Origin of the sequence: Sphingomonas sp. Leaf25 (assembly GCF_001421635.1) — a bacterium.
Taxonomy (GTDB): Bacteria; Pseudomonadota; Alphaproteobacteria; order Sphingomonadales; family Sphingomonadaceae; genus Sphingomonas.
In genome coordinates this window covers 150,842-164,197 of sequence record NZ_LMKU01000006.1, presented here as the reverse complement: position 1 = coordinate 164,197, position 13,356 = coordinate 150,842, and the positions used below count along the sequence as shown (strand labels likewise).

The 13,356-nt window shown below is 68.4% G+C and carries 14 protein-coding genes; 12 read left to right on the top strand and 2 right to left on the bottom strand.

Features of this window, described 5'->3' with window-relative positions; all coding sequences use genetic code 11:
- Nucleotides 1-153: 153 nt before the first annotated feature.
- Nucleotides 154-1,827 carry an alkaline phosphatase family protein gene (locus ASE78_RS03560; RefSeq protein ID WP_056493287.1) on the bottom strand — a complete coding sequence of 558 codons (1,674 nt, stop codon included), beginning with the start codon at nucleotides 1,825-1,827 and terminating at the stop codon, nucleotides 154-156.
- A 52-nt stretch (nucleotides 1,828-1,879) separates the two neighbouring features.
- Between ASE78_RS03560 and ASE78_RS03555 the strand changes: the two genes are divergently transcribed.
- The 4 genes from ASE78_RS03555 to ASE78_RS03540 all read left to right on the top strand — a co-directional run bounded on the left by ASE78_RS03555 (nucleotide 1,880) and on the right by ASE78_RS03540 (nucleotide 7,179).
- Nucleotides 1,880-3,895, top strand: coding sequence for a protein-disulfide reductase DsbD family protein (locus ASE78_RS03555; RefSeq protein ID WP_056493284.1), 2,016 nt, complete (start codon nucleotides 1,880-1,882; stop codon nucleotides 3,893-3,895).
- Nucleotides 3,896-3,962: 67 nt separating this feature from the next.
- On the top strand, nucleotides 3,963-5,447 hold the full coding sequence (locus tag ASE78_RS03550) for a circularly permuted type 2 ATP-grasp protein (protein ID WP_056493281.1): 1,485 nt from the start codon (nucleotides 3,963-3,965) through the stop codon (nucleotides 5,445-5,447).
- 5 nt (nucleotides 5,448-5,452) lie between these two features.
- Nucleotides 5,453-6,385: an alpha-E domain-containing protein gene (locus ASE78_RS03545; RefSeq protein WP_200909694.1), complete on the top strand. Its 933-nt coding sequence runs from the start codon at nucleotides 5,453-5,455 to the stop codon at nucleotides 6,383-6,385.
- The gene (locus ASE78_RS03540; RefSeq protein ID WP_056493278.1) at nucleotides 6,385-7,179 is read left to right on the top strand and encodes a transglutaminase N-terminal domain-containing protein; all 795 of its coding nucleotides are present in this window, start codon (nucleotides 6,385-6,387) and stop codon (nucleotides 7,177-7,179) included. Before ASE78_RS03545 ends, ASE78_RS03540 begins: the two co-directional genes overlap by 1 nt.
- Nucleotides 7,180-7,307: 128 nt before the next feature.
- Here ASE78_RS03540 and pyk read toward each other — a convergent pair whose 3' ends face one another.
- Nucleotides 7,308-8,777 carry a pyruvate kinase gene (gene pyk / locus ASE78_RS03535; RefSeq protein ID WP_055755281.1) on the bottom strand — a complete coding sequence of 490 codons (1,470 nt, stop codon included), beginning with the start codon at nucleotides 8,775-8,777 and terminating at the stop codon, nucleotides 7,308-7,310.
- Between the two features lie 72 nt (nucleotides 8,778-8,849).
- On the opposite strand from pyk, the gene ASE78_RS03530 reads away from it, so the two are divergent.
- The 8 genes from ASE78_RS03530 to ruvB form a co-directional block, all read left to right on the top strand.
- Complete coding sequence (locus ASE78_RS03530) at nucleotides 8,850-9,194, top strand: DUF1244 domain-containing protein (protein ID WP_056493275.1); 345 nt, start codon at nucleotides 8,850-8,852, stop codon at nucleotides 9,192-9,194.
- 85 nt (nucleotides 9,195-9,279) lie between these two features.
- Nucleotides 9,280-9,516: a DUF2312 domain-containing protein gene (locus tag ASE78_RS03525; RefSeq protein WP_055755283.1), complete on the top strand. Its 237-nt coding sequence runs from the start codon at nucleotides 9,280-9,282 to the stop codon at nucleotides 9,514-9,516.
- A gap of 20 nt (nucleotides 9,517-9,536) precedes the next feature.
- On the top strand, nucleotides 9,537-10,070 hold the full coding sequence (locus ASE78_RS03520; protein ID WP_055755284.1) for a DUF1003 domain-containing protein: 534 nt from the start codon (nucleotides 9,537-9,539) through the stop codon (nucleotides 10,068-10,070).
- A gap of 28 nt (nucleotides 10,071-10,098) precedes the next feature.
- Entirely contained in the window at nucleotides 10,099-10,842 is a 744-nt protein-coding gene (locus tag ASE78_RS03515) for a YebC/PmpR family DNA-binding transcriptional regulator (RefSeq protein WP_056493272.1), read from the top strand.
- A gap of 37 nt (nucleotides 10,843-10,879) precedes the next feature.
- The gene (gene ruvC, locus ASE78_RS03510; RefSeq protein ID WP_056493269.1) at nucleotides 10,880-11,389 is read left to right on the top strand and encodes a crossover junction endodeoxyribonuclease RuvC; all 510 of its coding nucleotides are present in this window, start codon (nucleotides 10,880-10,882) and stop codon (nucleotides 11,387-11,389) included.
- A gap of 205 nt (nucleotides 11,390-11,594) precedes the next feature.
- The gene (gene ruvA, locus ASE78_RS03505) at nucleotides 11,595-12,194 is read left to right on the top strand and encodes a Holliday junction branch migration protein RuvA (RefSeq protein WP_056493265.1); all 600 of its coding nucleotides are present in this window, start codon (nucleotides 11,595-11,597) and stop codon (nucleotides 12,192-12,194) included.
- A gap of 71 nt (nucleotides 12,195-12,265) precedes the next feature.
- Nucleotides 12,266-12,652 (top strand): hypothetical protein, encoded by a 387-nt coding sequence (locus tag ASE78_RS18525; protein ID WP_156351270.1) that lies wholly within the window; start codon nucleotides 12,266-12,268, stop codon nucleotides 12,650-12,652.
- 88 nt (nucleotides 12,653-12,740) lie between these two features.
- On the top strand, nucleotides 12,741-13,356 hold a 616-nt coding region (gene ruvB / locus ASE78_RS19360; RefSeq protein ID WP_235514859.1), incomplete at its 3' end, for a Holliday junction branch migration DNA helicase RuvB.

Genomic DNA, 13,356 nt, shown 5'->3' with positions numbered 1-13,356 from the left:
CACCTCCCCTCCCTNGGGGGGGGGGGGGGGGGGGGGGGGTTTGGCCCGCGAGGAAAAATAGGCGCGCCACAACCGGCCGACCCACCCCCAACCCCTCCCTTGTAAGGGAGGGGAGCAGGTCGGGTCGGCACTTCGTCGAAAGTCGATCCGGCCTTAGCGACAGATCGACGGTTCGCCCGGATCGAGGTCGAGGCAGCGGCCGTCGATCTCGCTCGCCGGAACCCGAAGCCCGATCGTCGCGGCGAGCGTGGGGAGGATGTCGACCGTCTCGACGCCGAACGGTTCCTCGAAACCGCCGGCGCCCTTGCGCCAGAACAGGATCGGCACGCGGCGGTCATAGTCCCAGAAGCTGCCGTGCGTCGCCACCGACGTGCCCGCCACCGGATGCGGCACGGTCAGCACGCGCGGCTTCATCGCGACCAGCAGGTCGCCCGACCGCTCGGGATTGTAGGATGCGCGCGCCCGCTCGAGCAGCGACCAGGTTTCGGGGGGAGTGTGCTGTGGCATCGGCGTGGCGAGGATTTGTGCCCGGGTGAACACCGCCTGCGTCTGGGGATGTGCCGCGAACCGCGCGATCGCCTCGCGCTCGACCGCCGCCTTCTGCGCCGCGCTCAGCTTCACGTCATACCACACATCGCCATTGACCCCGCCGAGCAGCACCGGGCCGGCGATGCCGAGCTTCGCGCCAATCGCCTTGCCGATGCCGTCGACCGTCAGCTCGCCGTCCAGCCGCACCGCGTCGGGCACGGCATGCGCCGCCAGCCGCTCGCTCGCGTCGCTGCCGCCATGGTCGGCGGTCAGCACCACCTGATAATCGACGCCGGTCGCATCGAGGATCTGGAAGAACGCACCCAGCGACTGGTCGAGCGAGGTCAGTTGCAGGCACATCTCGCTGCCCTCGGTGCCATAGCCGTGGCCGACATAGTCGGTCGCCGACGCGCCGATCGAGATGATGTCGGTCTGCGGCCCCTGACCCAGCTTCATGTCCTGGATCAGCCCGGCAGCGAGCGCCAGCACCGCCGCGTCATATTCGGGAGAGCGCCGGAAATTGGCGACGTCGCCCGCCGCGCGCGCGAAGCGGCCGGTGCCGACGGTCTTGTCGCCGACCCGCACCGCGCGGGCGAGCGGGCGGCAATAATCGGGCAGGTCGAGCGGGGCCTGCGCCGTCGCGATCCGCCGGGCCACGGCGGCGTTGGCGCGCGCGACCACCGGCGGCATGGCGCGCCCGGCATAGCTGACGAAGCCGGTCTTGCCGAACCACCAGAGTTCGTCGACCTTGTGGCCGCCCATCATCACCGCCGCGCGGTCCTTGCCCGCGACCGAGACGACGCGGGTGCGCGGGTCCGCCGCCTTCATCCGCTCGCCCAGCGTCGGCACCTTCAGATGTACGTCGGACACGGTGTAATTATCGAAGGTCGATCCCGGAATACGCTCGTCCTCGGCGCAATAGACCTTGCCGTCGGCGCGGCCGCTCTTCTGGTCGATCCAGTCGTTGGCGATGATCCCGGTGCGCGCCGGCCGCGATCCGGTGAGGATCGTCGAATGGCCCGGGCACGTCTCGGTCGCGGCATGGCTCTGATAGCCCGCCGGGAACACCGCGCCCTGCATCAACCGGGTGAAGCCGCCGGTGAAGCGCCCGCGATATTCGGCGAACAGGTCGGCGGAGAACTGATCGACCGAGATCGCGACGATCAGTTTGGGCGGCGTCGCCGGATAGCCCGGCGGCACCGTCACCGGATCGGCAAGCGGCGCGGCGGGGGCCGCCGTCTGGGCAAGCGCGGGGGCGGCGGTCGCCAGCAGCACGGCGGCGAGGGGAACGAGACGCATCGACAACTCCGGGGACGGTGCATCCGTCCGTGACTTCCGCTACTCCGCGTCCATGACACCGGCAAGAACGCTCTGGCAGCGAATCATCCTGTTGCTCTTGCTGTTGGGTCCGGCGCTGCCGGCGGCGGCACAGACCGCGCCGGTGCGCCACGTCGCGATGCGGCTGGTCGCGGAAAGCGATCGGCCGGTGGCGGGACAAAGCGTCGCGCTGGCGCTGGTGTCCGAACCCGATGCCGGCTGGCACGGCTATTGGCAGAACCCCGGCGCGGTCGGCAGCCAGTCGCGGCTCGACTGGACCTTGCCCACCGGAGCAAGCGTCGGGGCGCTGCGCTATCCGGTGCCCGAACGGCTGCTGGTCGCCGGGCTGATGAACTATGTCTACGAACGGCCGTGGACGATCCTGACCGAGTTGCGCGTACCCGCCGGGCTGTCGGCGGGAACGCCGCTGCCGGTGCGACTGTCGATCGACTATCTGGTCTGCACCCGCGAAATCTGCGTGCCCGAAAAGGCCGAACTGGCGACCGACCTGATCGTCGGCGACGGCGCGGTCAGCGTGGAGCGGCGGCAGGCGTTCGACGGCTGGCGCCGCGCGCTGCCCCGGCCGATCGGATCGCCGGCGGTGTTTCAGGGTGGTGACGCTTTCCGCTTGCGCATCCCGTTTCCGGCGGACGTTGCCCCGGACGATGCGTATTTCTTCGCGCAGACCGAAGGCGCGATCGACTATGCCGCGCCGCAATCGGTGGTGCGCGATGGCGATGCGATCATCCTCTCCACAAAGGGGGCAGGGACGCCGCCGGTGGTCGAAGGCGTGCTCGCGACCGGTGACGGGCAGGGCTATGCGATCCGCGCCACGCCGGGCGTGGTCGCCGTTCCGCGTGAGGGCGGCTGGTGGCAGACCGCGTTGCTGGCGTTCGGCGGGGCGCTGCTCGGCGGGTTGCTGCTCAACGTCATGCCGTGCGTGTTCCCGATCCTGAGCCTCAAGGCGCTGAGCCTCGCCCGCGCCGGCGAAAGCGATGCGAAGGCGCGGGCGGAGGGCGTCGCCTATACCGCCGGAGCAGTCGCGACCTGCATGGCGCTGGGCGGCATGTTGCTGGCGATCCGCGCGGGCGGGGCGGCAGCGGGATGGGCGTTTCAGTTGACCGATCCGCGTATCGTGCTGCTGCTGCTGCTGCTGACCGGCGGGATCGCGCTGAACCTCGCCGGGCTGTTCGAACTGCCGACGCCGCAGGTCGGCATGCGCAGCGGGCGCGGCGGGGCGTTCGCCACCGGCGCGCTGGCGGCCTTCGTCGCGACGCCGTGTACCGGGCCGTTCATGGGCGCGGCGCTGGGATCGGCACTAATCCTGCCGCCGGTCGCGGCGATGGCGGTGTTCGCCGGGCTGGGGCTGGGGCTGGCGCTGCCGTTCCTGCTGCTCGGGTTCGTGCCCGCGTTGCGCCGACGCTTGCCCAAGCCCGGAGCGTGGATGGACCGGTTGCGCAAGGGGCTGTCGGTGCCGATGTTCGCGACCGCGCTGGCGCTGGCATGGCTGCTCGGGCGGCAGGCGGGGGTCGATGGCATGACGCTGGGCCTCACCGCGCTGCTGCTCTTCGCGCTGGGTCTGTGGTGGACCGGACGGCGTCAGCTTCGTAGTCTGACGCGGGCGTGGTGGCCGACCGCCGCCGCGCTGGTGCTGGCGCTCCCCCTCGCGCTGCTCGTCAGCCGTGCCGCGCCCGGTGCTTCGGCCACGATCGCCGGGGCAGAGCCATTCAGCGAGGCGCGCCTCGCCGCGTTGCGCGCGCAAGGCCGGCCGGTATTCGCCTATTTTACCGCCGACTGGTGCCTGACCTGCAAGGTGAACGAAAAAGCCGCGATCGAGACGCGCGCCGTCGCCGATGCCTTCGGCAAGGCCAAGGTCGCGGTGCTGGTCGGTGACTGGACCGACGGCGATCCCGCACTCGGCCGCTTCATCGAAGCGCACAACCGTGCCGGCGTGCCGCTGTATCTATGGTATCCGGCAGGCGCGACGCAGCCGAGCGTGCTGCCGCAGGTCTTGACTCCGGCGACATTGACCGGCCTCGTCACGCAATAGGCCTTGCCGTTGCTCCTGCCGCAATGCAGCATGCAACCAAAGCCGCAGTCGGCGTTTTGGAGGATGGATGGGGCAGGCGTTCGACGAAATCTGGGGGCATGGCGGGCCGGACTCGCCACGCGAGGAACTGGCCGGGCTGGCGCGGTGGATGCAGGGTGTCCCGCCGCGCGAGTTGCGCCGGCGATTGCAGGCGGCCGAAGCGACCTTCCGCCAACTGGGCATCACCTTCGCCGTCTATGGCGACAGCGAGGCGGCGGAGCGGATCATCCCGTTCGACATCGTGCCGCGTGTGTTCATGCCCGACGAATGGGCGCGGCTGTCCAAGGGGCTGGTTCAGCGGACGCAGGCGATCAACGCCTTCCTCGACGACATCTATGGCGAACGCCGCATCCTGAAGGCCGGCGTGCTCCCCCCCGACCTGATCTTCGGCAACAGCCAGTTCCGCCCCGAAATCGCCGGCATCCGTCCGCCGCATGGCGTGTGGGCGCATATCTGCGGCATCGATCTGGTGCGCACCGGCCCCGACGAATTCTTCGTGCTGGAGGACAATGCCCGCACCCCGTCGGGCGTGTCGTACATGCTGGAGAATCGCGAGGCGATGATCCGGCTGTGCCCCGAACTGTTCCGCAATTTCCGCGTGGCGGCGGTCGACAGCTATCCCGACAGACTGCTGGAGACGATGCGCTCGGTCGCGCCCGAACGTGCGGGCGCGCATCCGGTGTGCGTCGTGCTGACGCCGGGCCATTTCAATTCGGCCTATTACGAACACAGCTTCATCGCCGATTCGATGGGCGTCGAACTGGTCGAGCCGGCCGACCTGCTGATCGACGACGACTGCGTCTATATGCAGACGGTATCGGGGCGGGTGCGGGTCGACGTGATCTATCGCCGGATCGACGACGATTATATCGATCCGGTGGTGTTCCGCCCGGATTCGCTGCTGGGCGTCCCCGGGCTGATCGCGGCATATCGCGCGGGCAATGTCGCGCTGGTCAACGCGCCGGGCAACGGCATCGCCGACGACAAGGCGATCTACAGCTACATGCCCGAGATCGTCCGCTTCTATTCGGACAGCGAGCCGCTGCTCCCCAATGTCGAGACATGGCGTTGCCGCGAGCCGGAAGCGTTCAAATATGTCCTCGACCATCTGGACGAACTGGTGGTGAAGCTGGTCGACGGATCGGGCGGCTATGGCATGCTCGTCGGCCCGACCGCGAGCAAACAAGAGATCGAGGACTTCCGCCGCGCGCTCATCGCCGAGCCGCAGCGCTATATCGCGCAGCCGACGCTGGCGCTCTCGACCGTGCCGACGCTGACCGATGCGGGGCTCAGCCCGCGCCACGTCGATTTCCGTCCGTTCGTGCTGACCGGCGCGAAGGACGTGCAGGTCGTGCCCGGCGGCCTGACCCGCGTCGCGCTCAAGGAAGGATCGCTGGTCGTGAACTCCAGCCAGGGCGGCGGCACCAAGGACAGTTTTGTCCTGCTCGACGACGGCCCACCGGCACAGGTCCAGTCGATTGGCGGCATGACCCAACGTCAGGGAGGCCGCTGATGGCGATGCTCTCGCGCACCGCCGCGTCGCTCTACTGGCTGGGCCGCTATGTCGAGCGCGCTGATTTCCTCGCCCGGCTGGTCGAGGCGACGGTACGGCTCGACGCGCTGTCGTCGCGTCCCGCCGGCGATGCCGCTTGGGCCAGCGCACTGGCGGTCAGCTATACCGAGGAAAGTTTCGCCGCCAGCGGGCAGGCGGTCGGGCAGGGGGCGGTCGCGCGCTTCCTGACCTGCGACCGCAGCCACACCGGATCGATCCTGTGGTGCCTCGACGCCGCGCGCAACAATGCCAAGGCGGTGCGTACCGCGCTGACCCGCGACGCATGGACCGCGATCAATCGAGCATGGATCGTCTTCAACGGCCCGACGGAGGAGGGCGAGGAGGATATTCTCAACCTCGTCGAAGCGATCAAGGCCGAGGCGCGCGGCTTCGAGGGCGCGGTGCAGCGGATGATGAAGAACGAGGCGACGTGGTTCATCCAGCTCGGCGCCGCGATCGAACGGGCGGACAATACCGCGCGGCTGATCGACGTGAAATATCACCTGCTGCTGCCCGAGGGGGAGCGCGTCGGCGGCGCGATCGATCGTGACCAGTGGACCACGATCCTCCAGACGGTGTCCGCCGTCACCGCCTATCGCTGGCTCTACAGCGAGGGGCTGAAACCCGCGCATGTCATCGAACTCCTGCTGTGCCGGGGCGAGGTGCCGCGCAGCCTAGCCGCCTGCGTCGACGAGACGGTCGAGATGCTCAACCTGCTCGGCAAGCGCACCGGCTTTCAGGGCGAGGCCGATCGCATGGCGCGCGCCCGCCTCGCGCGGATGCAGAAGACCCGCGCGCATGAAGTGATCGTGAGCGGGCTGCACGAATATCTGACCGCCTTCATCCGGGAGAATGCGATGCTCGACGCCGCCATCGCCCGCCAGTTCCGCTTCATCTGATGCGGCTGTCGGTCCATCACGAGACGCGCTATCGCTTCTCCGAACCGCAGGCGCGCATCGTCCAGTTGCTGCGGCTGTTCCCCGGCGACACCACGCACCAGACGGTCATCCACTGGCGGATCGATGTCGATTGCGACGCCCGGCTGCGCGAGAGCGTCGACGGCTACGGCAATCTGACGCGGATGCTCTATGCCGAAGGGCCGGTCGAGGGGCTGTTGCTGACGGTGTCGGGCGAGGTGCTGCTGACCGAGGACGATGGCGCGATCGAAGGGACGATCGAACCCTTCCCCGCCGACCTGTTTCGCCGGGAGACGCCGCTCACCCGCGCCGACGCTGCGATCCTCGCGCTGGGCGGCGGTGACAGCGTGGCGGCGATGACCGACCTCGCCGGCGCGATCCACACGCGCTGGCCGCTCGACCGTCGCCCGGCACGCGCGATCCGCAGCGCGGCGGAAGCGGCCGCCGACGACCGGCTGTCGCCGCGCGACATGGCGCAGATCTTCGTCGCGGCCGCGCGCGCGGCGGACGTGCCGGCGCGCTATGTCTCGGGCTACAGCCTGTCGGGCGACGACGAACGCCGCACGCCCGCGCCGCATGCGTGGGCCGAAGCCTATGTCGCGGGCGGCTGGTATGCGTTCGACCCGGCGGTCGGCGGGCGCTCGGGGCTCGACCATATCCGCGTCGCGGTGGCGCTCGACGCCGCCGGTGCCGCACCGATCGCCGGGGTGCGCATGGGCACCGGCGACGAGGCACTCGACGTCGACGTCCGGGTCGAGGGCAGCGAGGCGGCGTAAGGCAGGATTGCTCCCCTCCCTGACAAGGGAGGGGCCGGGGGTGGGTAGGTTTCGGGGATACCGATACGTACCGTCGCAGGCCAACCCACCCCCAACCCCTCCCTTGTCAGGGAGGGGCGCGGTTCGAATCAACCCTCGTGGTTGTTGGCGTAGTTCTTCAGCTCGTCGCCGACGATCTGGACGACGTGCAGCACGTTGGTCGACCCCGGCGTCCCGAACGGCACGCCGGCGCACACCACCACCCGGTCGCCGGCATTGGCCAGCTTGTGGCGCAGCACCATGCGCTTGGCCTTGGCAACCATTTCCTCGAACGATTCGACGTCGCGGGTGTGGACGGCATGGACGCCCCACAGCAGCCCCAGCCGCCGCGCGGTGTCGATCTGCGGGGTCAGCACCATGATCGGCACCGCCGGGCGTTCGCGCGCGATGCGGCGCGCGGTCGATCCCGACTTGGTGAAGCACAGGATCGCCTTGGCATCGACGGTGGCGGCGATGTTCTTGGCGGCTTCGGCCAGCGCGTCGGCGGTGGTCGGGTCGGGGCGCAGCACGGTGAAGTGGACGCGGTCGCCATGCGCCGGATCGCGTTCGACGGCATGCGAGATGTCGTTCATCATCGCGACCGATTCGACCGGCCAGCTTCCCGCCGCGCTCTCGGCCGACAACATGATCGCGTCCGCGCCATCATAGACGGCGGTCGCGACGTCGGACACTTCGGCGCGGGTCGGCGAGGGCGACGAGATCATCGATTCGAGCATCTGCGTCGCGACGACGACCGGCCGGCCCAGCCGGCGCGCGGTCTCGACGATCCGCTTCTGGAGCGGCGGCACCGACTGCGGCGGCAGTTCGACGCCCAGATCTCCGCGCGCCACCATCACGCCGTCGCACTGTTCGACGATCTCTTCAAGCCGCGCGACCGCCGAGGGCTTCTCGATCTTGGCGAGCAGCGCGGCGCGGCCCTGGATCAGCTTGCGCGCCTCGGCCAGATCCTCGGGCCGCTGCACGAACGACAGCGCGATCCAGTCCACGCCCTGATCGACCGCGAAATGCAGGTCGGAAATGTCCTTGGGCGTCAGCGCGGCCATCGGCAGCACCACGTCGGGAACGTTCAGCCCCTTCGAATTCGACAGCGCGCCGCCGACGACCACCTCGGTCACGATCGTGTCCGCGTTGTGATCGGTGACGCGCAGCACCAGCTTGCCGTCGTCGAGCAGCAGACGCGCATCGCGCGTGATCGCCGCGAAAATCTCGTCATGCGGCAGTTCGACGCGGGTGGCATCGCCCGGCTCGCTCGACCGGTCGAGGGTGAAGACCTGTCCGGTTTCGAGGGTCACCCGGCCCTCGGCGAAGCGGCCGACGCGCAGCTTCGGTCCCTGAAGATCGGCGAGGATCGTCGTCGGGCGGCCATATTCGCGCTCCAGCCCGCGAATCGCCGCGATCACCGCGACCTTCGACTGCTGGTCGCCATGACTCATGTTGACGCGGAAGGCATCGGCCCCCGCCTCGAACAGCTTGGCGATCATCTCGGGGGTGTTGCTGGCGGGACCGAGCGTGGCAAGTACGCGAACCTTGCGCGAACGGGGGCTGATGGCCTTGGTCATTGTCACTCTCCGACGTTTGCGCGCCTGCCTCTAAGGGTTATTGCGGCGCGATCAACCTTGGAGGGCCGAGTCATGGCAACAATCGATTTCATCGACGAAGCGGCACAGGCCGCCGCGTTCCGCCGGCTGGTGCGCCACCTGCAACATCGCACCGACGCGCAGAACGTCGACCTGATGGGGCTGGCCGGTTTCTGCCGCAACTGCCTCGGCGACTGGCTGGGCGAAGCTGCCGGCGTGTCGAAGGACGAGGGGCGCGAGGCGGTGTACGGCATGCCCTATGCCACCTGGAAGGCCGACCATCAGCAGCCGGCCAGTGACGAACAGATCGCGCGGATGAAGGCCAGCGTGGCCCGGAACGAGGCGCTCGATAACAGCGTCCCGGCGAGCGATCCGCCCGCGATTTCCCCGCCGAAGTAACCGCCAATACGCCCCCATTGAGACGCGCGCGCCGATCGGCTAGGCGCGCCCGTTCACCATTTGCTCCGGTATCCAAGGGAACCCCATGACCGACAACGTCTCCGCCGAACAACTGCGGCTGCTGATCGAGCGTATCGAACGGCTGGAAGAAGAGAAGAAGGGCATCAGCGACGACATCAAGGACGTCTATGGCGAAGCCAAGTCGACCGGGTTCGACGTGAAGACGATGCGCACGATCATCCGCCTGCGTCGCATGGAAAAGCATCACCGCGACGAAGCGGACATGCTGCTCGAAACCTACAAGACCGCGCTCGGCATCTAGGCAGGGAAGGGGGCGGGACCATGGCCAGCGTCTTTCACTTCGCGACCCGTCTGCTCAAGGGGCATGGCGATCCGCATGGCGAGGAAGAGGCCCGTGTCCTGTCCGCGATCGAACGCGGCGCGCCGGTCAGCCGTGACGCCGCCGACGAATCGGACGCGCGATCGACGCTCGGCGACCGGCTGGCCGACCGCGTGGCGGCGGTCGGCGGGTCGTGGGGCTTCATCATCGCGTTCACCGTGGTGCTGCTCGGCTGGATGCTGCTCAACTCCGACGTGCTGTCGCATTTCGGGCTGGCGTTCGATCCCTATCCCTACATCTTTCTCAACCTGATGCTTTCCACGCTGGCGGCGATCCAGGCGCCGGTCATCATGATGAGCCAGAACCGGCAGTCGGAAAAGGACCGGCTGGCGGCGCGGCTCGACTATGAAACCAATCTGCGCGCCGAGATCGACATCCTCGCGCTCCACGCCAAGCTGGACACCGACGTGATCGACCGGCTGGCCGCGCTGGAGGCGAAGATCGACGCGCTGGCGCAACACGCCGCCCGGGGCTAGAGCGGGCGATAAACCTCAAGAGGCACCGATGGCAGGCCATAGTAAATTCAAGAACATCATGCACCGCAAGGGCGCGCAGGATAAGAAGCGTTCGGGCATGTTCAGCAAGCTCAGCCGCGAAATCACCGTCGCGGCCAAGATGGGCCTGCCCGATCCCGACATGAACCCGCGCCTGCGCGCCGCGATCAACGCTGCCAAGGCGCAGTCGATGCCCAAGGACAATATCCAGCGCGCGGTGGACAAGGCGTCGAAGGGCGACCTCGAGAATTACGAGGAAATCCGCTACGAAGGCTTCGGCCCGGCCGGCGTCTCGCTCATCATCGAGGCATTGTCCGACAACCGCAACCGCACCGCGACCAACGTGCGCACCGCCGTGTCGAAGAACGGCGGCAACCTCGGCACCGCCGGATCGGTCAGCCACGGGTTCGACCGCGTGGGCCTCATCAGCTATCCCGCCAAGGTGGGCGACGCCGAGAAGGTGTTCGAGGCCGCGCTGGAAGCGGGTGCCGAGGACGTCACGTCGGGCGAGGACGGCCACGAAATCTGGACCGCCGTCGCCGACCTGCACGAAGTCGCCAAGGCACTGGAAGCGGTGCTGGGCGAGGCCGAGGGCGCCAAGCTCGCCTGGCGGCCGCAGACGATGGTCTCGGTCGGCGAGGACGATGCCGCCACGCTGTTCAAGCTCATCGACGCGCTCGACGACGACGACGACGTGCAAACGGTATGGGGAAACTACGAGGTTTCCGACGAAGTGATGGAGAAGCTGGGTTGAGCATCGCCATCCTCCCCGGTTCACGGGGAGGGTTGCCATGCTGATCCTTGGCCTCGATCCCGGCCTCGGCACCACTGGCTGGGGGCTGATCCGCGCCGATGGCAATCGCCTCAGCCATGTCGCCAACGGGCAGATCCGCACCGACCCGTCGATGCAACTGCCCCGGCGGCTGGCATTGCTGTTCGGGGCACTGGGCGAAGTGATCCGCACCGAACGCCCCGACGGCGCGGCGGTCGAGGAGGTGCTGGGCAACAGCAACGCGCAGTCGACGCTCAAGCTCGGGCAGGCGCGCGGCGTCGTCCTGCTGTCGGCGTCGACCGCCGGCCTCGCGATCGGCGAATATCATCCGAGCGTCGTCAAGAAGGCGGTGGTCGGCACCGGCGGCGCGGACAAGAAGCAGATTCAGGCGATGGTCGGCCATCTCCTGCCCGGCGTGAAGCTGACCGGGCCGGATGCCGCCGACGCACTGGCGGTGGCGATCACCCACGCCCACCATCTGGCCAGCGCCCACGCCCGCGCGCGGCGATCGACTGGGATCGGGGCGTGATGCGACAGGCCGCTGCCGACCGAAGGCGGACGATAACCGCGCCTCGCTCCCAACCGTCACCCCGGACTTGTGCCGGGGTCCACCGCGCCGCAAATACTCACCCCGCCATGTACGCGGAACCGTGGACCCCGGAACAAGTCCGGGGTGACGAGGTAGGGATGCGAGCGCATCGCCCGTACCGCCAAAAATTCCAGACAGGCACACCATGATCGCGCATCTGAAAGGCACGCTGTCCGTCTCCGGCATCGACCATGCCGTCATCGACGTCGGCGGCGTCGGCTATCTCGTCGGCGCGTCGTCGCGCACGTTGCAGGCGCTGGGGCCGGTCGGCGGTTCCGTCACGATCCACACCGAAATGCTCGTCGCCGAGGATTTCATCCGCCTCGTCGGCTTCGCCAGCGCCGACGAACGCGACTGGTTCCGCCTGCTCACCGGCGTGCAAGGGGTCGGCGCGCGCGTCGCGCTCGGCATCCTCTCGACGCTGTCGCCCGACGAGGTCCGCACCGCGATCGCGCGCGGCGACAAGGCCAGCATCGCGCGTGCCAACGGCGTCGGCCCGAAACTCGCGCAACGCATCGCGATGGAACTGAAAGACAAGGTCGGCGGCATCGCGCTCGGCCCCGGCACGATCGCCCCGGCGGCAGCCGAAGGCGGCGTGGAAGGCGACGCGGTATCGGCGCTGCTCAACCTCGGCTTCCGCCCCGCCGAAGCGGCCACGGCGGTCGGCAAGGCGGCGGAGGAACTGGGGCCGGGCGTGACGCTGGACGCGCTGGTGCGGCTGGCGCTGAGGAAGGCGTCGCGGTAGGTTGGGAACGGCGGGATGGCCTATAGCGGACGTTCATCGAACACAGCCACAAATGCGAGATCGGGGGTGTAATGCGGCTGTTTGGTAAGAAGGAAAGACCGCATCCGCTGGCGGACATGCCGGTGTGGATTGTGCCGCTGGATGTTCGGGCAGGAACGGAGCAGCTCCCGACACCGCTGATTGGCGCATACGTTCAGGTGTTCTGCCGTGGCGACGATCCATCAACGGCGGCGTGGGCTGCAATCCAAGCCATTGAAGCGATGGGGTATTCAGTTCCTGAAGGTCCCACGACGGTTAACCAGATGCCAGCCGCAGATTACGATATGTTCGTTTCATCGCATTGGCCGGAGCAACGTGCGGCCATGCCCAGCCAAGCGGAGTTCTACGAGAGCATGGCTGACTACCGAACCGTGTTCGGGCCATTTGGCGGATACGACACTCCCTCATCGAGCGCATAACCCACGTCCGCTTTCCACCCAATTCCCGCCATTCCCCCCGCCACCAACCCCCTCGACGCGCCACCCCGCGAACGTCTAGGGAACACCTGTGACCGACGACCGCATGACCACCCCGCTTCGCCGTCCCGAGGACGTCGATGCAGCCCTTCGCCCAAAGGCGCTCGACGAATTCGTCGGGCAGAAGGCGGCGCGCGAGAATCTGCGCGTGTTCATCGATGCCGCGCGCGGGCGGGGCGATGTGCTGGACCATGTGCTGTTCTTCGGGCCGCCGGGCCTCGGCAAGACGACGCTGGCGCAGATCGTCGCGCGCGAGATGGGGGTGGGGTTCCGCGCCACCTCCGGCCCGGTCATTGCCAAGTCGGGGGATCTGGCGGCGCTGCTCACCAACCTCGAGGATGGCGACGTGCTGTTCATCGATGAGATCCACCGGCTCAATCCGGCGGTCGAGGAAGTGCTGTACCCGGCGATGGAGGACCGCGCGCTCGACCTGATGATCGGCGAGGGGCCGTCGGCGCGGTCGGTACGGATCGACCTGCCGCGCTTCACGCTGGTCGGCGCGACCACGCGGCAGGGGTTGCTGACCACGCCGCTTCGCGACCGCTTCGGCATCCCGGTCCGCCTGCAATTCTATACGGTCGAGGAACTGACCCGCGTCGTGACCCGCGCCGCCGGACTGCTGGGTCTGGGCATCGCCACCGACGGCG